19 protein-coding genes are annotated in these 16,799 nt (G+C 68.4%); 4 read left to right on the plus strand and 15 right to left on the minus strand.

Annotation, left to right across the window (positions count from 1 at the left end):
- Nucleotides 1–7 precede the first annotated feature (7 nt).
- From G6N28_RS01365 to G6N28_RS01385, 5 genes are read right to left on the minus strand one after another with little or no spacing between them, the layout of a single operon-like run.
- Nucleotides 8–1,237 carry a M50 family metallopeptidase gene (locus G6N28_RS01365; RefSeq protein WP_163896691.1) on the minus strand — a complete coding sequence of 410 codons (1,230 nt, stop codon included), beginning with the start codon at nucleotides 1,235–1,237 and terminating at the stop codon, nucleotides 8–10.
- Complete coding sequence (gene dxr, locus G6N28_RS01370) at nucleotides 1,234–2,394, minus strand: 1-deoxy-D-xylulose-5-phosphate reductoisomerase (protein WP_163896692.1); 1,161 nt, start codon at nucleotides 2,392–2,394, stop codon at nucleotides 1,234–1,236. Before dxr ends, G6N28_RS01365 begins: the two co-directional genes overlap by 4 nt.
- A 27-nt stretch (nucleotides 2,395–2,421) precedes the next feature.
- Nucleotides 2,422–2,832, minus strand: a complete 411-nt coding sequence (locus G6N28_RS01375) for an ester cyclase (RefSeq protein WP_163896693.1) — start codon at nucleotides 2,830–2,832, stop codon at nucleotides 2,422–2,424.
- Nucleotides 2,829–3,701, minus strand: a complete 873-nt coding sequence (locus G6N28_RS01380; RefSeq protein WP_163896694.1) for a TIGR03619 family F420-dependent LLM class oxidoreductase — start codon at nucleotides 3,699–3,701, stop codon at nucleotides 2,829–2,831. Before G6N28_RS01380 ends, G6N28_RS01375 begins: the two co-directional genes overlap by 4 nt.
- 16 nt (nucleotides 3,702–3,717) lie before the next feature.
- The gene (locus tag G6N28_RS01385) at nucleotides 3,718–4,551 is read right to left on the minus strand and encodes a mycofactocin-coupled SDR family oxidoreductase (RefSeq protein WP_163896695.1); all 834 of its coding nucleotides are present in this window, start codon (nucleotides 4,549–4,551) and stop codon (nucleotides 3,718–3,720) included.
- Between the two features lie 81 nt (nucleotides 4,552–4,632).
- Between G6N28_RS01385 and G6N28_RS01390 the strand changes: the two genes are divergently transcribed.
- Nucleotides 4,633–4,896 carry a DUF2631 domain-containing protein gene (locus G6N28_RS01390; RefSeq protein WP_163896696.1) on the plus strand — a complete coding sequence of 88 codons (264 nt, stop codon included), beginning with the start codon at nucleotides 4,633–4,635 and terminating at the stop codon, nucleotides 4,894–4,896.
- Between the two features lie 18 nt (nucleotides 4,897–4,914).
- Here G6N28_RS01390 and G6N28_RS01395 read toward each other — a convergent pair whose 3' ends face one another.
- A complete protein-coding gene (locus tag G6N28_RS01395) occupies nucleotides 4,915–5,460 on the minus strand; it encodes a hypothetical protein (protein ID WP_163896697.1) in 546 nt (181 codons plus the stop codon).
- 110 nt (nucleotides 5,461–5,570) lie between these two features.
- Here G6N28_RS01395 and G6N28_RS01400 point away from each other — a divergent pair, with 110 nt between their 5' ends.
- Nucleotides 5,571–6,263 carry a DUF427 domain-containing protein gene (locus tag G6N28_RS01400; protein ID WP_163896698.1) on the plus strand — a complete coding sequence of 231 codons (693 nt, stop codon included), beginning with the start codon at nucleotides 5,571–5,573 and terminating at the stop codon, nucleotides 6,261–6,263.
- 53 nt (nucleotides 6,264–6,316) lie between these two features.
- On the opposite strand, the gene G6N28_RS01405 is transcribed toward G6N28_RS01400, so the two are convergent.
- On the minus strand, nucleotides 6,317–7,234 hold the full coding sequence (locus G6N28_RS01405) for an LLM class F420-dependent oxidoreductase (RefSeq protein ID WP_163896699.1): 918 nt from the start codon (nucleotides 7,232–7,234) through the stop codon (nucleotides 6,317–6,319).
- Nucleotides 7,235–7,351: 117 nt separating this feature from the next.
- Between G6N28_RS01405 and G6N28_RS01410 the strand changes: the two genes are divergently transcribed.
- Nucleotides 7,352–8,284 carry an LLM class flavin-dependent oxidoreductase gene (locus G6N28_RS01410; protein WP_163896700.1) on the plus strand — a complete coding sequence of 311 codons (933 nt, stop codon included), beginning with the start codon at nucleotides 7,352–7,354 and terminating at the stop codon, nucleotides 8,282–8,284.
- Here the strand turns inward: G6N28_RS01410 and G6N28_RS01415 are convergent.
- Nucleotides 8,281–9,450, minus strand: coding sequence for an acyl-CoA dehydrogenase family protein (locus G6N28_RS01415; protein WP_163896701.1), 1,170 nt, complete (start codon nucleotides 9,448–9,450; stop codon nucleotides 8,281–8,283). The two genes, G6N28_RS01410 and G6N28_RS01415, sit on opposite strands and share 4 nt — an antisense overlap.
- 70 nt (nucleotides 9,451–9,520) lie before the next feature.
- Between G6N28_RS01415 and G6N28_RS01420 the strand changes: the two genes are divergently transcribed.
- Nucleotides 9,521–9,994 carry an SRPBCC family protein gene (locus G6N28_RS01420; protein WP_163905712.1) on the plus strand — a complete coding sequence of 158 codons (474 nt, stop codon included), beginning with the start codon at nucleotides 9,521–9,523 and terminating at the stop codon, nucleotides 9,992–9,994.
- Here the strand turns inward: G6N28_RS01420 and G6N28_RS01425 are convergent.
- From G6N28_RS01425 to G6N28_RS01455, 7 genes are read right to left on the minus strand one after another with little or no spacing between them, the layout of a single operon-like run.
- The gene (locus tag G6N28_RS01425) at nucleotides 9,981–10,913 is read right to left on the minus strand and encodes an alpha/beta hydrolase (protein ID WP_163896702.1); all 933 of its coding nucleotides are present in this window, start codon (nucleotides 10,911–10,913) and stop codon (nucleotides 9,981–9,983) included. The genes G6N28_RS01420 and G6N28_RS01425 overlap by 14 nt on opposite strands.
- Complete coding sequence (locus G6N28_RS01430) at nucleotides 10,910–12,427, minus strand: flavin-containing monooxygenase (RefSeq protein ID WP_163896703.1); 1,518 nt, start codon at nucleotides 12,425–12,427, stop codon at nucleotides 10,910–10,912. The genes G6N28_RS01425 and G6N28_RS01430 overlap by 4 nt, the downstream gene beginning before the upstream one ends.
- Nucleotides 12,409–13,116: an SDR family NAD(P)-dependent oxidoreductase gene (locus G6N28_RS01435; protein ID WP_163896704.1), complete on the minus strand. Its 708-nt coding sequence runs from the start codon at nucleotides 13,114–13,116 to the stop codon at nucleotides 12,409–12,411. The genes G6N28_RS01430 and G6N28_RS01435 overlap by 19 nt, the downstream gene beginning before the upstream one ends.
- Complete coding sequence (locus G6N28_RS01440; protein WP_163896705.1) at nucleotides 13,113–13,859, minus strand: HpcH/HpaI aldolase family protein; 747 nt, start codon at nucleotides 13,857–13,859, stop codon at nucleotides 13,113–13,115. The genes G6N28_RS01435 and G6N28_RS01440 overlap by 4 nt, the downstream gene beginning before the upstream one ends.
- The gene (locus G6N28_RS01445) at nucleotides 13,856–14,824 is read right to left on the minus strand and encodes a zinc-binding dehydrogenase (RefSeq protein WP_163896706.1); all 969 of its coding nucleotides are present in this window, start codon (nucleotides 14,822–14,824) and stop codon (nucleotides 13,856–13,858) included. The genes G6N28_RS01440 and G6N28_RS01445 overlap by 4 nt, the downstream gene beginning before the upstream one ends.
- Before the next feature lies 1 nt (nucleotide 14,825).
- A complete protein-coding gene (locus G6N28_RS01450) occupies nucleotides 14,826–16,049 on the minus strand; it encodes a cytochrome P450 (RefSeq protein WP_163896707.1) in 1,224 nt (407 codons plus the stop codon).
- A 2-nt stretch (nucleotides 16,050–16,051) separates the two neighbouring features.
- Nucleotides 16,052–16,756: an NIPSNAP family protein gene (locus G6N28_RS01455; protein ID WP_083042517.1), complete on the minus strand. Its 705-nt coding sequence runs from the start codon at nucleotides 16,754–16,756 to the stop codon at nucleotides 16,052–16,054.
- Nucleotides 16,757–16,799: the final 43 nt, after the last annotated feature.

The following is a 16,799-nucleotide window of genomic DNA, read 5'->3' on the forward strand; positions in this document are numbered from 1 at the left end:
ATTACTCCTACTGGAAGAGCCTGATCGGGTTGACCAGGTCAGCGGTCACGGTCAGCAGCATGTAGCCGACCACCACCAACAAGACTACGTAAGTCGCGGGCATGAGCTTGAGGTAGTTCACCGGCGCCGCGGCCACCATGCCGCGCGCCGACCGGATCATGTTGCGGATCTTCTCGTAGACGGCGATCGCGATGTGACCGCCGTCAAATGGCAGCAGCGGAACGAGGTTGATCGCACCGAGCACGAAGTTCAGCTGCGCCAGGAAGAACCAGAACGCCACCCACAGCCCGGCGTCGACCGTGTCGCCGCCGATGATGCTGGCGCCGACGACGCTGATCGGGGTTTCCGGGTCGCGTTCGCCGCCGCTGATGGAGTGCATCAGCGCCCCGACCTTGGTCGGGATCTTGGCCAGCGACTTGCCGAGTTCGACGGCCAGGTCACCGCTGAACGCGAACGTCGCCGGTATCGCCGAGAGCGGGTTGTGCTGGGTCGGCCCGAACTGGGCGGCGCTGACGCCGATGGCGCCGACGGTCGAGGGGCCGGTGTCGCTGTCGGCGGTCCAGCGCTGGGTCGGGGCGACGTCGACGACGGTGGTGAACTCCCGGGTCTGGCCGTTCTCTTCGCGCTGCACGGTCAGCTCGGTCGGCCCGATGCGTTCGCGCACCGCGGCGGCCATCTCCGCGAAGTCGGCCACCGGGGTGTCGCCGACCTTGACCACGGTGTCGCCGCCCTTGATGCCCGCGAGCGCGGCCGGTCCGGGGCCGGTGCACTCGCCGAGCTCACCCTTGTTGACTTCGGCTGCCACACAACCGGTTTCACCGACGACGGCGGTGGTGGGGGGATGCAGGTTGGGCAGGCCCCACACGACGGCGATGCCGTAGATGAGGACCAGGCCGATGGCGAAGTTCATCGCGGGGCCCGCGGCGAGCACCGCGGTGCGTTTCCACGTCTTCTGCTTGTACATCGCGCGCTCGTGCTCGTCGGGCTGCAGTTCCTCCACCGCGGTCATGCCCGCGATGTCGCAGAACCCGCCGAGCGGGATCGCCTTGACGCCGTACTCGGTCGAGCCGAGCTTGTTGGCCCGCCGCGTCGACCACAACGTCGGGCCGAAGCCGACGAAGTAGCGGCGCACCTTCATCCCGGTCGCGCGCGCCACCCACATGTGCCCACACTCGTGCAGGGCCACCGAAACCAGGATGGCCAGCGCGAACAGCACGACACCAATCACGAACATCATCTGGTGGCGACAACCTCCCGCTCGACCGCACTGCGTGCCCGGTCCCGCGCCCACTGTTGAGCGCCAAGTACCTCGTCCACGGTAGCGGGTTCGGCCGCCCATTCGTCGGCACCGCGCAGCACCTGCTCGATGGTGCGCACGATGCCGGGGAACGGGATCCGGCCTGCCAGAAACGCCGCCGCCGCCTCTTCGTTGGCGGCGTTGTACACCGCGGTCAGGCAGCCGCCCGTCGCGCCGGCCTGGCGGGCCAGCCGCACGGCCGGAAACACCTCGTCGTCCAGCGGCTCGAAGTCCCACCGCGACGCGGTGGTGAAGTCGCAGGCCAGCGCCGCGTCGGGCACCCGCGCGGGCCAGCCCAGCGCCAGGGCGATCGGCAGCTTCATGTCCGGTGGGCTGGCCTGGGCCAGCGTGGAGCCGTCGGTGAACGTCACCATCGAGTGCACGATCGACTGCGGGTGCACGACCACCTCGATGCGGTCGTAGGGCACCCCGAACAGCAGGTGCGTTTCGATCAGTTCCAGGCCCTTGTTCACCAGCGAGGCCGAGTTCAGCGTGTTCATCGGGCCCATCGACCAGGTGGGATGGGCGCCGGCCTGCTCGGGGGTGGCGGTCTCGAGCCGCTCGGCGGTCCACCCGCGGAACGGGCCGCCCGAGGCGGTGAGCACGATCTTGGCGACCTCGTCGGGGCTGCCGCCGCGCAGGCACTGCGCCATCGCCGAGTGCTCGGAGTCGACGGGCACGATCTGGCCGGGCTCGGCCGCCTTGAGCACCAACGGACCGCCGGCGACCAGCGACTCCTTGTTGGCCAGCGCGAGCCGGGCGCCGGTGGCCAGGGCGGCGAGCGTGGGCTTGAGCCCGAGGGCGCCGACGAGCGCGTTGAGCACGACGTCGGCTTCGGTGCTCTCCACCAGCCGGGCTGCCGCGTCCGGCCCGGTGTGGGTGACGTCACCGACGCGCTGCGCCGCGTCGACGTCGGCGACGGCGATGTTGGTCACACCGGTCTCGGCTCGCTGGCGGGCCAGCAGCTCGGGGTTGCCGCCGCCCGCGGCCAGCCCGACGACCTCGAAGCGGTCCGGGTTGGCGGCGATGACCTCCAGCGCCTGCGTGCCGATCGAGCCGGTACTGCCCAGCAGCAGCACCCGCTGTCTGTTGCTCACCGATCCATTGTGCCGCGCCGGCGAAACCTAGGCTCGTGTGATCTGGTGCAGCAGCCCGTGCATATCGAGCTGGCCGCGGTGCCCCACCAGCATGTCGCCCTGGAAGCGGTCGATGTGAAGGCCCGCGACCGACACCTCGTTGCCGGTCGCCGCGATACCGCGGAACTCGCCGCGGTGCGTTCCGACGAAACGACACCGTGACACCCCGTGTGACCCGTCGACCAGCACTTCCTCGATGACGTGGCGGCCGTCGGGAAACGCCTCGGCGAACTCCCGCAGATGTTGCAGCCAGGCGTCCCATCCGATCGGCGCTGAGCTGCCGATCTCGACGACCACCCGGGGCGACACCAATGCCTCGAGGGTGCGCCAGTCGTGCCGGTCGATCGCCCCGTACAGGCACTCGACCAGTTCACGGACCTCGTCGACCTCGAAGCTCACGCACGCACCTTTTGGATGACGTTCTCCGCGAACTGTTCGATCGGCCCGCGGTACCGCTCGACGTCTCCGGGCGGCAGGTCCAGGCCCGCCCACGGACTACACATCACCGCGGTGATGCCGAGGTCTTCGGCGCGCTTGTACAGATCCGGCGACGGCGGGTCGAGCAGCGCGAGGATGATCTCGAAAGGCTCGTTCTCCCTGCCGTATTCGCGCCGCAGTTCCGAAAGTCGGCGAGCGTAGACGGCGGCGTCGTCCAACACGTAGGCGTAGCCGACCCAGCCGTCGCACAACCGCGCGGCCCGTCGCAGCGCCGCCTCGGACTCCCCGCCACACAGGATCGGCACCGGTCCCGGCGGGTGCGGCTCGATCATCATCTCGGGCACCTGATAGTGCTTGCCGCGAAACGACACCCAGCCGCCGCGCCACAGTTCCCGCAGCGCCGGAATCATCTCGTCCAGGCGCGCGCCGCGCGTGCTGAAGTCCTGACCCATCAGGTCGTACTCCTCGCGCATCCATCCGACCCCGACGGCCAGCGACACCCGGCCATCGGCGAGCACCGACGCGGTGGCGACCTGCTTGGCCACCTCCAGCAGGGGCCGCGCGGGCGCGATGTAGACCGCGTTGGAGAACCGGATCCGACGCGTCACCGCGGCCATCGCGCCGATCGTCACCCAGCAGTCCGGCCACGCGGTCTCGGGCGCCCACATCGGCTTTCCGGTCGGCGAGTCCGGGTACGGCGAGAACAGCTCACGCGGATAGATGAGGTGATCCGAACAGACGATGCCGTCGTAACCGGCCTCGTCGAACATCTGCGCCAGCGCCAGAATCTCGGAGGTCTTCATGAACGCAGTGCCGGACCAGAATTGCACGCCGATTCTCCCTATCTCATCTCGCCGTCTGCCCGCCGTCGACGGGCAGCGCCACCCCGGTCAAATACCGGCCCGACGCCCCGCACAGATAGACCATCGCATCGCTGATCGCCTCCGGCTCCACCGGCGGAATTGGCAGCAACGGTTGCTGAGCGGCACCGAACGAGGCGTGCTCCTCGACGAAGCGGCCGGCGGCCTCGTTGATGATCATCGGCGTCGCCACCCCGCCCGGGTGCACGGAGTTGACGCGAATATTCTTGGTCGCCAGCGAATTCGCGTAGTGCCGCATCAGGCCGACGACGCCGTGCTTGGCCGCGGTGTAGCCGGCGGCGCCGTGGCTCATGGTGTCGAATCCGGTGCTGACCGACTTGAAGGCCGCGGCCGAGCTGGTGATCACGATGACCCCGCCGTCGCCGTGGCCCAGCATGGCGGGCAGCGCGGCCTCGATCGTGTAGTACACGCCCTTGAGCATGATGTCGACGGCGTCTACGAACGACGCGATCTCGGTGCGCTTGTCCCCGATGGCCGGGAAGATGCCCGCGTTGGCGAGAACGAAGTCGACGCGGCCGAATTCGGCCACGCCGCGGCCGACGACCTCGGTCAGCCGGTCGAAGTCGCGCACGTCGCCGTGCTCGGCGATGATGCGCCGCCCGGTCTTCTCGACGAGGTTGACGGTCTCGTCGAGGTCCTCCGGTGTCGCCATCGGGTAGCCGACGCTGTCGACCTGCTCGCACAGGTCCAACGCGATGATGTCGGCCCCTTCTTCGGCGAAGCGGACGGCATGCGCGCGGCCCTGGCCCCGCGCCGCGCCGGTGATGAACGCGACCTTGCCGTCGAACTGGGATGTCATGAGGACTCACCCTACGGCGGCGCGTAGTAGGCCTATGCCAGAATGTCGGCAGCAGCGAAGACCGACCGTTAAGGAGCAGCCGTGGCCAGCACCGAGCTCGAGCGACACACCGGCGCGAACTCTGTTGACGTCGAGGATGTGCCGTCGGCCGAGTGGGGCTGGTCGAAGGAGAATCCGAAGTTCATCCACATCGGTGGGCTGTTGGCGGCGGCGTTTCTGCTGATCATGATGCATGGCAATCACGTCGGTCGGGTCGAGGACCTGTTCCTCATCGGGTTCGCGGGGCTGATCATCATCGCGGTGGTGCGTGACTGGTGGCTGCGTCGCCGCGGCTGGATCCGCTAGACATCCACTAGACATCCACTAGACGGGGTAGAGCGGGCGAAACGCTTCCGACCCGAGGTCGAACACGGTCTCGGTGGCCGCGACGTCCCGGTGTGCCGCCTGCGCGGCGACCAGCGCACGGGCCTTGAACGCCCGCGCGGCCACGCTCAAGCGATGCTGCTCGGGCTCGACGCGACGGCCCAGCTCCTCGGGCCAGCTTCTGCCCCACACCGTCACCTCGGCGGCCCCGGTGTTCCACAGACCCAGGACTTGTTCGCGCAACCCCGCGTCGCGGCGCAGCAGCTCGGCGCTGACGGCGAGCGCGCCGCCGGCTGTGGTCTCCAGAACCGACGTCGCGTCCGCGAAAACCGGTGTGGCGCCCAGGATCGTCAGCGGCCGCACCTCCGGAGAACGGTCGGCGAGCGCGTGCACGGTCCAGCCGGCCCGAGCGCGGTCGTATAGCCACCCACCCGTCGACGACACCAGATCGACCATGTCCGCGGCGAGCACCGTGAGTCGCGGCCGATTGAGGATCCCAGCGCCTTCCTGCGCATCCTGGTGTGCGGTGACGGGTCGGGTCGCCATGTCTGTCCTATCCGATCAGTCCATCGAGTGCCGGTCGACGGGCCAGCGCGCGGCACGCATAGAGCGTGACACTATTGCGTCCATCTGTAAAGGCTGTGAGAGTAGGTTTCATGAGTCTGGTCGCCGGGCGTGGCCCGTTGAGCAGGGATCCCGCGGGATGGTTCTCGCCCCCGATCCCCGAGGTGGTCTATGTCGAGCCGCACCCACGGCGGGTGCAGGGCGTGCGCGACGGCCGCGTGGTCATCGACACCGAGGGCGCGCTGCTGGTGCACCGCTGCGACCACCCGCTGAGCTACGCGTTTCCCGTCGGCGAGGTCGGCGACCTGCCCCACGAACCCGTTCCGGAGGCTCCCGGCTACGTGCGGGTGCCGTGGGAGGCCGTCGACACCTGGCTCGAGGAAGGGCGCCGGCTCGTCCACTACCCGCCCAATCCCTATCACCGCGTCGACTGCCGGCCCACCAACCGCCGGCTGCGTGTCGCGGTCGACGACGCCACGCTCGTGGACACCACCGACACCGTCATCGTGTTCGAGACCGCGGTGCAGACCCGGCTTTACGTCGATCCGGCCCATGTCCGCACCGACCTGCTGCAGCGCTCCGACACCACGAGCTACTGCAACTACAAGGGCCATGCCACCTACTGGTCGGCGGTGACCGGCGACCGTGTCGTGGCCGATGTGGCCTGGAGCTATGACGATCCGTTGCCCGAAACCCTGCCCATCAAGGGGTTTTTCAGCTTCGACACCGAGCGCGTCGAGGTGCTGGCCGAACTTCCGCAGCCCACCTTCGGTCGCCGAATCTGAGCTCGTGTCCGCTTTTCGCGTGAGATCGCGTGCCTGACCTCAGATTCGACGCTTTAGGCCTTGCCGATCACCGACGTGCCGAACTCCTCGATGGTGTCGAGCACATGGGCCAGGCTGTCGCCGGGCAGGCCCACCTGCATCCAGGTGACCCCTAGGGCGGCAAGCTTTTCCAGGCCGGAAAGGTAGGCATCCGCGTTGAACCCGTCGGTGCCGGGTGTTCCGCCTTCGGGGTTGGTGAACGTGATGTCGATCGCGGAGAAGTCGCGGCCCGCCTCGTCGAAACGCCGACGCAGGTCGTCGATGCCCGCGGCCAGTCGGTCCGCGTCCATCTCCGCGGTGCGTGCCGTCTTGGCCAGCATGGCCGGCGCGGCGAACGGGCACCAGCCGTCACCGAACTTCACGACGCGCCTGCGCGCGGCCGCGGTGTTGCCACCGATCCAGATCGGCGGGTGCGGGTCGGTCACCGGGCGCGGGTGCGCGATGATGCCCTCGGCGGTGAAGTGGCGGCCCTGATAGGAGAAGTCGTCGGTGGTCCAGATGCCCCGGATGACCTCCAACGCCTCTTCGAACAGCGCCGCGCGCTCGTCGAAGTCCACCCCGAGCGCCGAAAACTCCCGCTTGAGATAGCCCACACCGACCGCGAGCGTGAACCGGCCCTGCGACAGCAGGTCCAGCGTGGCGCCCGCCTTGGCCACCACGAACGGGTTGCGATACGGCAACACCACGATGTTGGGGATCAGCCGCAGTGTCGTCGTCGTGGCGGCGGCGAAACCCATTGCCACGAACGGATCCACGGCGTCGTGCCCACCGGCCTGCAACCACCGCTCGGTGGGCGCCGGGTGGTCGGTGAACCCGAACCCGGAAAAGCCGGCCTTCTCGGCGGCGGCGGCGACCGCGGCGATGCCCGACCCAGTCACCAACTCCGGGTTGTAGGGATGGCTGTGCATCGGATGGGTGAACGTGAACCGCATAGAGGTGCTCCGCTCCAGAACATTCTTCTCGATTTGTGAGAATGTCGTTACCATGCGGGCAGCCGAATGTACAGCCCGCGCGCCACGCAGGCGACCAGAGGATGGGAAACCGCGTCCATGAGCAAGCCGGAGATCGGCGTGTATCTGCCCCAGATGGGCTTCACCTACGAGCAGATCGTCCACCGCACCCGGCGGTGCGAGCAGCTCGGCATCGACTCGGTGTGGCTCTACGACCACCTCTACGGACCCGGCGTGCTCGACTATCCGTCGCTGGAGGCCTGGACGTTGGCGACCGCGCTACTGGCCCACACCGAGCGCATCGACATCGGACATATGGTGCTGTGCAACCAGTTTCGCCATCCGGCGGTGTTGGCCAAGATGGCGACGACGCTCGATCACATCTCGGCGGGGCGGCTTCAGCTGGGCATCGGCAGCGGGTCGATCGAGGACGAGCACAACCGGGTCGGGCTGGACTGGGGGACGTTCCGCGACCGCTCCGAGCGGCTCGGCGAGACGCTGGAGATCCTGCATCAGGCGTTCGCGAACGAGGTGATCGACTTCGCCGGTAGGCATTTCACCGTGCGGGACATGCCGATCAAACCCGGTCCGACGCGCCGGCCGCGGCCCCCGATCGTCGTGGGCGGTGTCGGCGAGAAGTACACATTGCCGTTGGTGGCGCGCTACGCCGACGTGTGGAACGTGCCCACCTATGCGCTCGGCGAACTCGAACACAAGACCTCGGTGTTGCGCGTGATCTGCGAGAAAATCGGCCGCGATCCGTCGACGATCGTGCTCTCGGTCGAGGCGGTGATGGCGTTGGCGCCCGACGACGCGTCGCTGCCGTCGGTGCGTGGGCTGGCCGAAAAGCGTTTCGGGTTACCGGCGTTCGGGCTCAAGGAGGGCGGGCTGGTCGGCACGCCGCCCGCGATCGTCGACCGCCTGCACCAGCTGCGGGATCTCGGCTTCGGCCAGATCGTGCTGTTCACCCATGACCGCGGCTCCGACGAAACGTTGGAGCTGCTTGCCAATGAGGTGATCGCGAACCTTTAGGCGGGCCGCTTGGCCGGCGGCGAATAGTTCGGGCGGCCCAGCCCCAGCGCGTGCTGGGCGATCATGTTGCGGAACACCTCCAGCGTGCCGCCGTAGATGCCGTTGGGACAGGCCAACCGGAACATGTACTCGGCTCCGCCGTCGTCGGCCGCGCCGTCGACGTCGGCGGGCAGCGCCGCGGCGGCGCCGAGAATGTCCATCAGATCCGGTGATACGTCACGCATCGTCTGCGCGATCGCAACCCGCCCGAACATCTCCGGAGTGCTCGCCGCCGCTTCCATCCGGGCGATCGCGCGGCCGAGACGGTAGCGCACCGCGTCGTCGGGGCCGGCCACCGCGGCGATCCTGTCGACCACCTCGGCGAACTGCAGCAGGTGCTCGCTCATCGTGGCCAGCTTCTGCAGGCCATCGGGGCCGCGTTCGACGGTGCCGTGCTCGGCGTTGAGCGCTTCGCGCAGCACCGCCCAGCCCCCGTTGACCTCGCCGATGCGATAGTGGTCGGGCACCCGGACGTCGCTGTAGTAGGTGACGTTGGTGCGGTCGCCGTCGACGGTGCGCAACGGCTGGATCTCCACCCCCGGGGTGTCCAGGGGCACCAGGAACATGGTCAGGCTCTGATGCTTGGGCGCGTCCGGGTCGGTGTTGGTGATCAGGAAGACGAACTGCGCGTTATGGGCGTTGGAGGTGAACATCTTGGAGCCGTTGATGATCCAGCTCGATCCGTCGGCCTCCCGCACCGCGCGCGTCTTGCAGGTCGCGACGTCCGAACCGCCTTCTGGCTCGGTGTAGCCCAGGCACAGCCGGTAATGCCCGGACAGCACTTTCGGCATCACCTCGTCGCGCAGTTCCTGCGACCCGAACTGTTCGACGGCCCGGGCGACCATGGCCGTGGTGCCCCAGTGGTACCACGGGGTGTGCGCGCGCCCGATCTCCAACTCCCAGATACGCCGGCGCACGGCGCTGAAGCCGCCTTCGGACTCGGCTTTGAAGTCCGCGGCCAGCAGGCCGCGCGCCCCGAGCGCCAGATGCACGCCCTCGTCGAAGTTCTCACCGGTCTCGCGGTCGCGGCGGATGACGTCGTCGGTCACGAGGCTGCGCAGAAGATCACGCAGCTCGTCGCGGAACGCCCGGTCCTCGTCGGAGAGTTGCACGTGCGAGAAGTCCACCTGAACACCGTGACATTTGCGCGCATTTTTGTAAAGTATGCTGCGATCAGCAGCACAGAAGGGCGCCACCTTGGGAATCGTCACCACGACGTCGGAAACCGCGTTCGCTCACCGGCCCGAGACGATCTATGACTTCGTCACCAACCCGGCCAACTGGACGAAGACCTATCCGGGCAGCGCGCACATCGGGGGCCTGCCCGAGGCGCTGCCGCTGAAGGTCGGTGACACGTGGACGGAGTCCGGGCCCGACGGGAACCGCATCTTCACCTGGCATCTGGCGATCGCCATGCGCCCGACCATGTGGGTGTTCAACTCGGTCGGCCGCCTCGGCCACGACGCGGACGGCAACGGCGGTATGGACGGCCGCATCACGGTGCAGTACCACTTCACCCAACCCGGCGCCGACATCACGTTGTTCACCAGGACCATGACGATCGAGGCCTACAAGCACGCGCCGTTGCCCGACGGATTCTTCCGGACGGTCAACCCCGCGCACATCGATGCCTACCACGCCGCGGTGGCTAGGGAACTCAACGGGTCCTGACGTCGGCGTCGCCGTGCAGTGCCCTGCCCAGCGCGGCGCCCTGAAGCGCGAACAGCTGCTCGCTGACCTCCCACTGCGGCACCAGCGAGTCGAATCCGTGACACGTGCCCCCGTAGACGTGCAAATCGGTCGACACCCCCGCGCGCATCAACCGTGTGGCGTAGGCGATCGCTTCGTCGCGCAACGGGTCGAGCTCGGAGCAGGTGACCAATGCCCGTGGCGCAGCGGACAACTCGGTGGCCCGCGCCGGAGCGGCATCATCGGTCGCCTGCCGGCCCGCCAGGTAGTGGCGCCACATCGTCGCCGCGGCCGGCCCGTCGAAACCGGGGGTGGTGTCGAACTCCTGCTTCGACGCGGTGGGCCGGTCGTCGAGCACCGGTTGATGCAGCAGCTGAAACAGCACGGGCGGTGCCGCTTTGGCAGCGGCGCGCTGGGCCAGCCGCGCCGCCAGCGCGCCACCGGCGCTGCTGCCCGCCACCGCCAGCCGATCCGGGTCGATCCCGAGTTCAGCCGCATCGGCCGCCATGCCGTCGAGCACGGCCGTCACGTCGTGGAGCGCGGCAGGATAGGGGTGCTCGGGCGCCAACCGGTAGTCGACGGAGATCACCGTGCAGCGGCCAAGCCTGGCGAACTCCACGCACTGCCGGTGGTCGGTGTCGAGGTTTCCCAGCACGAAAGCCCCCGAGTGGCAGTACAGCACCGCGGGAGCCGGTGACGCGGCGCCACGATAGATCCGCACCGGAACCGAAGCCACCACGCGGTCCTCGATCTGTACGCCCGCGGTGCCCACCCCGCACGCAGCTTCGGCGCGGCGCTGGTTCAACGAGTCCCGCACCGCGCCGAGCACGTCCGGTGACAGATCGGTGCGGGCCTCGGCGAGGTGGCGAAGCGCGGGATCCAGACGCGCGACGAAGCTCATGGTCTAGCCGTCGTGTGCGCCTCGCGGGCCGCGGCTTGGGAGTGCGCAGGCGGATCGAATGTGTAGTCGGCGGGCCGGAAGCGGCGCGTCATCGCCCAGAACGCCCGCGCGCTGCGCGGCCACTGGGTCACCACCCGCCCGTTGGGGGCGCGGAAGTAGTTGCTGCACCGGGTGAGCCACACCGTACCCTGCATCCAATCGTCGATCTTGGCGAGGAACGCGGCCATGGTCGACGGCCGCACCGCCACATACGATTTGCCTTTGCGCCGCATGTACTTGAGCGCGCGGACCACATAGTGAGCCTGGGCCTCGAGAATGAAGATGACGCTGTTGGAGCCGACGTTGGTATTGGGGCCGTAGAGCATGAAGAAGTTCGGGAAGCCCGGGACGGTCATGCCCAGATAGGCGTGCGCCCCGTCGCGCCACCTGTGCCGCAGCGTCTCTCCGTGCTCGCCCACGACTTCGATCTGGCCCAGGTAATCGGCGGCCGCGTAACCCGTCGCGCACAACACCACGTCGACGTCGAGTTCGGTGCCGTCCTCGGTGACCAGGCTTCGCGCGCGCAGCGCCCGCGCGGGGCTGGCGATCACCTCGACGTGCGGGCGGGTCAACGTCTGCAGGTAGTCGGTGGCGAACACCAGCCGCTTACAGCCGAGCGGGTGATCGGGGGTCAGCTTCGCCCGAAGTTCGGCGTCGGGCACCGTCGCCTCCAGGGTCCGCAGCGCGATGTCCCGAAATTCCTGGGTCTTGTCGCTGCCGTGCTCGATGACGGAGATGTTGGCCTCGCTACGCAGCCACAACCTGGTGCGGTAGATCTTCTTGGCGAACGGGATGTGGCGAAAGACCCACTTCTCGCGTTCGGAGTAGGGCCGGTCGGGTTTGGGCAGCACCCACGTCGGCGAGCGTTGCACCGAATACACCTTCTTGGCCACCTTCGCGACTTCGGGAATCAGTTGTGACGCGGTGGATCCGGTACCCAAAACGGCCACCCGGGCGCCGGTGAGGTCCACCGAATGGTCCCACCGGGCGGTGTGCATCAGCGTTCCGGCGAACGGCTCCTCTTCGACCAGGTCGGGCAGCAGCGGCCGGGTGAACAGCCCCACCGCCGACACCACGACGTCGAAGTCGTACGTGGCACCGTCGGCGTCGGTGAGCCGCCATTTGGTGGTCTGGGTGTCCCAGTGCGCCGCGACGATCTCGGTGTGCAGCCGCAGGTTGGGTTCGAGCTCGTAACGGCGCGCGCAGTTCTCGAAGTACTCGAGGATCTCCGGCTGCTCGGACCACAACCGCGACCAGTCAGCGTTCAGGTCGAAGGAGTAGGAGTACAGGTGCGACTTGACGTCGCACGCCAGCCCCGGATAGGTGTTGATCCGCCAGGTGCCGCCGACGCCGTCTTCGCGGTCGAAGATCGTGAAATCCCGAAAGCCCGCCTTGCGCAGAAAGATTCCCAGCGCCAGACCACCGGGACCGGCGCCGATGATGCCGATCGAGGGGTTCATCCGATGCGCAGACATTGTCCTCCGTCCACGACGAGCTCGCTTCCCGTGATGAACGACGCGCGGTCGGAGACCAAGAACACGACCGCGTCGGCCACTTCGACGGGCCGGCCCAGCCGCCCGAACGACGCGCTCAGCCTGCTCTGGGTCGCGCCGTCGAGCATCGGTGTCGCGATCGGCCCGGGAAACACCGCGTTCACCCGGATGTCGTCGCGGGCCAGTTCGGCGGCGGCGATCTGGGTGAGCCCGCGCAACGCCCATTTGGAGGAGCCGTAGGCCGCGTGGTTCGGGAACGCGCGTATCGCGCCGGTGCTGCAGGTGTTCACGATCGCCGCCCCCTCGGCTGCCCGTAGTTGCGCGAGCGCGGCCTGGATGCCCAAGAACGGGCCCAGGCAGTTGACCCGCCAACTGTTTTCGAAGCCCTTGGCGGTCTCGTCGGCCAATGCGGCCCGGTGCAGCACCCCGGCGTTGTTCACCAGCGTGGTCAGCCGGCCGAACCGGGCGACGGTCGCGTCGACGGCCCTCCGCCACTGCTGTTCGGACGTCACGTCCAGCGTGAGTGCGAGAACGCCGTCGTCCTGTGCCTCGACGTCGAGCACGTCGCAGGCGGCGACGAGGAACCCGTCGGCGCGCAGCCGCGACACGATCGCCGCGCCCTGGCCGCGCGCGGCGCCGGTGACCAACGCGACCCGGTCGGCCGTCGTCATCGCGCCTCCCGGAGGTAGTCGGCGGCGCCACGGCGCAGCGCCTGCGACTCCGAAGCCAGCGTGAGCATCCGGAACCCAATCTGCGCCATGTCTTTCGCCGATGCGGACGCGCCGGCGTGGATGCCGGTGATGAGCCCGGCGGCCGCGGCGGTGGCGTGGATCCGGGTGATGGCGTCGCGCACCGCGGGCGCGGTCCACGCCTCCGCGGGGCCGTGGCCGAGGGAGAGCGCCAGGTCCGCGGGGCCCACGTAGATTCCGGAAAGACCCGCAACGGCGCAGATCTCGTCGAGCGCCGAGAGCCCCCGCGCGGTCTCGATCATGGCGAGCACGGTCACCCGTGCCTCGTGCGCGGCGGGTTCCCGTCCGAGGCCGGCGCGCAGCGGACCATAGCTGCGCACCCCAGCGGGTGCGTACCGGGTGGCGGCGACGGCCGCCGCGGCCTGCTCGGCCGACTCGATCATCGCGACGATCACGGCGTCGGCGCCGGCGTCGAGCACCCGGCCGATCGGTGCGGGATCCGCCGACGGCAGCCGCACGGCCGTGCCGATCGGCACGTGCTCGAGCCTGCGCAACAACAGGGCGACGTCGGCGTCGTCGAGATACCCGTGCTGGACGTCGAATCCGACGTAGTCGTAGCCGGCCTGGGCGAACTCCTCGGGGCCGATGATGGTCGGGCCCACCACCCAGCCGCCCCACACCTGTTCCTTGGCGGCCAATGCCTGCTGCAGCCTGCTGGACGTCACTCGACGATCGCTATCTTGATGCGCTCGGGCGCGGGACGGCACGCCAGCTCGAAGGCCTCCTGAACCTCGTCGACACCGAACGTGTGGGTGACGTAGGCCGGCAGCAGGTGGGGATGCTGTCGGGCGAACTCGTCTGCGGCGCTGAGCATTCGACGCCGGTCCAGGGTCACCCCCGACTTCAGGGTCAAGTTGTTGCGCAGCATGGTGCGCATGCTGATCGGATAGCTGTCGTCGTCAGGCACCCCGAAGTAGAACACGGTGCCGCCCGGTGCGGCCGCCTCGATCGCGTGGCCGAGCGTGGCGACCTGGTGGCCGACGGCCTCGATCACGACGTCGGGCCGGTCGCCGGGCGTGAGGTGGCTGACCCACCGGTCACTGGTGGCGCGCACGATGGTGTCGACACCGAACTGCTGGCCGATGCCGTCCCGGTCGACGGGGTCGATGCCGGTCACCCGGCGTGCTCCGAAAGCCTTTGCCACATAGGAGAACAGCAGACCGATGGACCCTTGGCCGATGACCGCGACGTGACGGCCCCGCAGCGCTCCGATCTGCTCGACCGCGTAGAGCACACAGGCCAGTGGTTGCAGGGCCACCGCGTGCTGGGGGCTCAGCGCCGGGTCGTACGGGGCCAACCCGTCGCCGTCGGCCACCACATGCTGCATCAGGCCGTCGAAGCCCGATGCCCAGCCCACGACGGGATCGCCGATGCCGTGGCTGCGATGCCGGCTGGCCACCACCTCGCCGACGACCTCGTGGACCGGGAAGCCGGCCATCTCGGCGGCGCGCTGCCCCGCGTCGCCGGGGATCTTGCCGCGCACGCCGCGAAACGGCGGTAGATCGCTGCCGCACACCCCCGCCGCCCGGAACCTCAGCAGCACCTGACGGTCACCGAGCGACTCCGGGGAGATCTCGGCGATGTCCTGTCGCTCAAAGGTATACGGCGCCACCAATCGGTATGACCACACGTCAGACCTCCACCCGCACCGGCACGCTGTTCCAACCCCATTGGAAGCTCGACGGCGGCCGCGAGGCGGCTTCGGCGATGATGTGCCAGTCGGGCACCCGTCGCAGAAACTCCGTGACCAGGATCGCGATCTCGAGGCGCGCGAGATGCACGCCGAGGCAGAAGTGCTGGCCGCGGCCGAATGCCAGCAGCCGTTCGATCGGCCGGTTCCAGATGAACTCGTCGGGGTCGGGATACTCCCGTTCGTCGCGGTTGGCCGACGCGAGCAGGGTGATGATCCGCTGGCCCGGGTTGATCGTGGTGCCCGCGATGGTGAACGGTTTGCGCACGGTGCGGGCGAACCATTGCGCGGGTGCGCAATAGCGGATCATCTCTTCGCGCGCGACGGGCACGTTGGCGGCCGGGTCGGCCCGCACGGCCGCCAACTGGTCGGGATGTCGGCCGAGTTCCCACAGTCCGTGCGCGACGATCTTCGGCACGGTCTCGGTGCCGCCGATGAAGACGCCGAGCATCTGGGTTGCGGCTTCGACGTCGTTCAGCGCCGACCCGTCGGGCAGCAGGTAGTCGACGAGGTTGTCGGCGATCGGGTTGTTTCCCCGTTCGGCGCGGCTGCGTTGCACGAGCGGGATGAGGTACTCCAGGTAACCGGGGCGGGCGTTGCCCACCTCCACGCCGCTGCCGGGCTCGGCGAGGCTGCCCGCGTTGACGGTGGCCAGCACCTCCGGTGCGAGTTCGGTTGGCATTCTGAGCAGTTCGCAGACCATCGACGCGGCGACGATGCCGCCGTACTCCTGGGTGAGGTCGAAGGAACCGCGTGGCAGCAGCTCGTCGAGGCGCTCGTTGGCGAGGGCACGAATCCGGTCGGCGAGGTTCGCGACGAGCTTCGGCCGGAACTGGCCCGCGGTGCAGCGTCGCACGCCGTCGTAGATCGGGGTGTCGAAGTTGGCGTGAAACGGCATCGGATGCAGCGGCGGATCGGGCACCGGGCCGTCGTTGTGTTGAGCCAACACGGCCGCGGCGGGCAGCGTCCCCTCCGACGCGACGAAGGTGCCGTCGTTGACCTCCAGCACCCGCCAGATGTCGGAGAACCGCGACACCGCGTAGGTGTCCCACTTGTCGACGTAGTACACCGGATACTTCTCGCGCAGCACCCGGTAGTAGGGCAGCGGGTCGGCCATCACGGCCGGATCGAACGGATCGTAGGAAAAGTCTTGCCGCACAGTCATCGTCATTGCAGTGGTGAAGGGGGTAGGGCCGACAGAATGGAGTCCTCCCAGCCGTCGCGCAGCGCGGGTGCGACGCTCATCCAGGTGACGATCTCGGCGGGCGGGCTGTCTTTCCAGGACGGGTAATGGTTGGCGAAGCAGTCCCAGTCACCCTCGAGCGCCCAGTAGTGGATGACCTCGTTGAACCGGAAGGTCGTGATGAACGAGCCAAGCCAGCGCTTTCCGGTGCGTTCCGACCAGGGCACGTAGAGGCGTTCGAGCTCGCGGATGTAGTCGTCCTGGCGGCCGGGCTTGGTCTGCATGATCTCCTGAATCACCAGACCCGCGGTGAAGTTGGCCTCCTGAAGTTGCGCCAGCGTCCTGTTGCTGCGGCCCGCGTACATGATCCGGCCCTCACCGCGGGCACCGATCTCCGACAGGAACGACGACCATTTCGCCGCGGCCGCTTCGTGGCTGCCGCCGCGGGCCTGCGCCCTGCCAATGCGGGCGTAGTCGGCGAACTGGTCGATCTCCCAGATGATCGTCACCTGGGGCCAGTGCCCGTTGTAGGGGGTGGTCTCCCAGATCGCGAACAGCCGCGCGCCCAGCTCGGCCATCATCGGGTGGTAGACGTCGCTGAAGACCTCGGTGAAGCGATCGCTTCGACCGGAGCCGAGGTCGATCGTCTCGTGGAGATAGAGAAGAGTGTGACCGTAGTACCGCTTCATGACCTGTACCCATTTGACAGTGACACCCTGCGAGCGTGACACT

The organism is Mycolicibacterium pulveris, assembly GCF_010725725.1.
In the GTDB taxonomy this organism is placed as follows: domain Bacteria; phylum Actinomycetota; class Actinomycetes; order Mycobacteriales; family Mycobacteriaceae; genus Mycobacterium; species Mycobacterium pulveris.

Coding starts and splice junctions, on each gene's coding strand:
- G6N28_RS01365 (WP_163896691.1), bottom strand. CDS start 1,237: ATGATGTTCGTGATTGGTGTCGTGCTGTTCGCGCTGGCCATCCTGGTT.
- G6N28_RS01385 (WP_163896695.1), bottom strand. CDS start 4,551: ATGACATCCCAGTTCGACGGCAAGGTCGCGTTCATCACCGGCGCGGCG.
- G6N28_RS01395 (WP_163896697.1), bottom strand. CDS start 5,460: ATGGCGACCCGACCCGTCACCGCACACCAGGATGCGCAGGAAGGCGCT.
- G6N28_RS01400 (WP_163896698.1), top strand. CDS start 5,571: ATGAGTCTGGTCGCCGGGCGTGGCCCGTTGAGCAGGGATCCCGCGGGA.
- G6N28_RS01405 (WP_163896699.1), bottom strand. CDS start 7,234: ATGCGGTTCACGTTCACCCATCCGATGCACAGCCATCCCTACAACCCG.
- G6N28_RS01410 (WP_163896700.1), top strand. CDS start 7,352: ATGAGCAAGCCGGAGATCGGCGTGTATCTGCCCCAGATGGGCTTCACC.
- G6N28_RS01425 (WP_163896702.1), bottom strand. CDS start 10,913: ATGAGCTTCGTCGCGCGTCTGGATCCCGCGCTTCGCCACCTCGCCGAG.
- G6N28_RS01430 (WP_163896703.1), bottom strand. CDS start 12,427: ATGTCTGCGCATCGGATGAACCCCTCGATCGGCATCATCGGCGCCGGT.
- G6N28_RS01435 (WP_163896704.1), bottom strand. CDS start 13,116: ATGACGACGGCCGACCGGGTCGCGTTGGTCACCGGCGCCGCGCGCGGC.
- G6N28_RS01450 (WP_163896707.1), bottom strand. CDS start 16,049: ATGACTGTGCGGCAAGACTTTTCCTACGATCCGTTCGATCCGGCCGTG.
- G6N28_RS01455 (WP_083042517.1), bottom strand. CDS start 16,756: ATGAAGCGGTACTACGGTCACACTCTTCTCTATCTCCACGAGACGATC.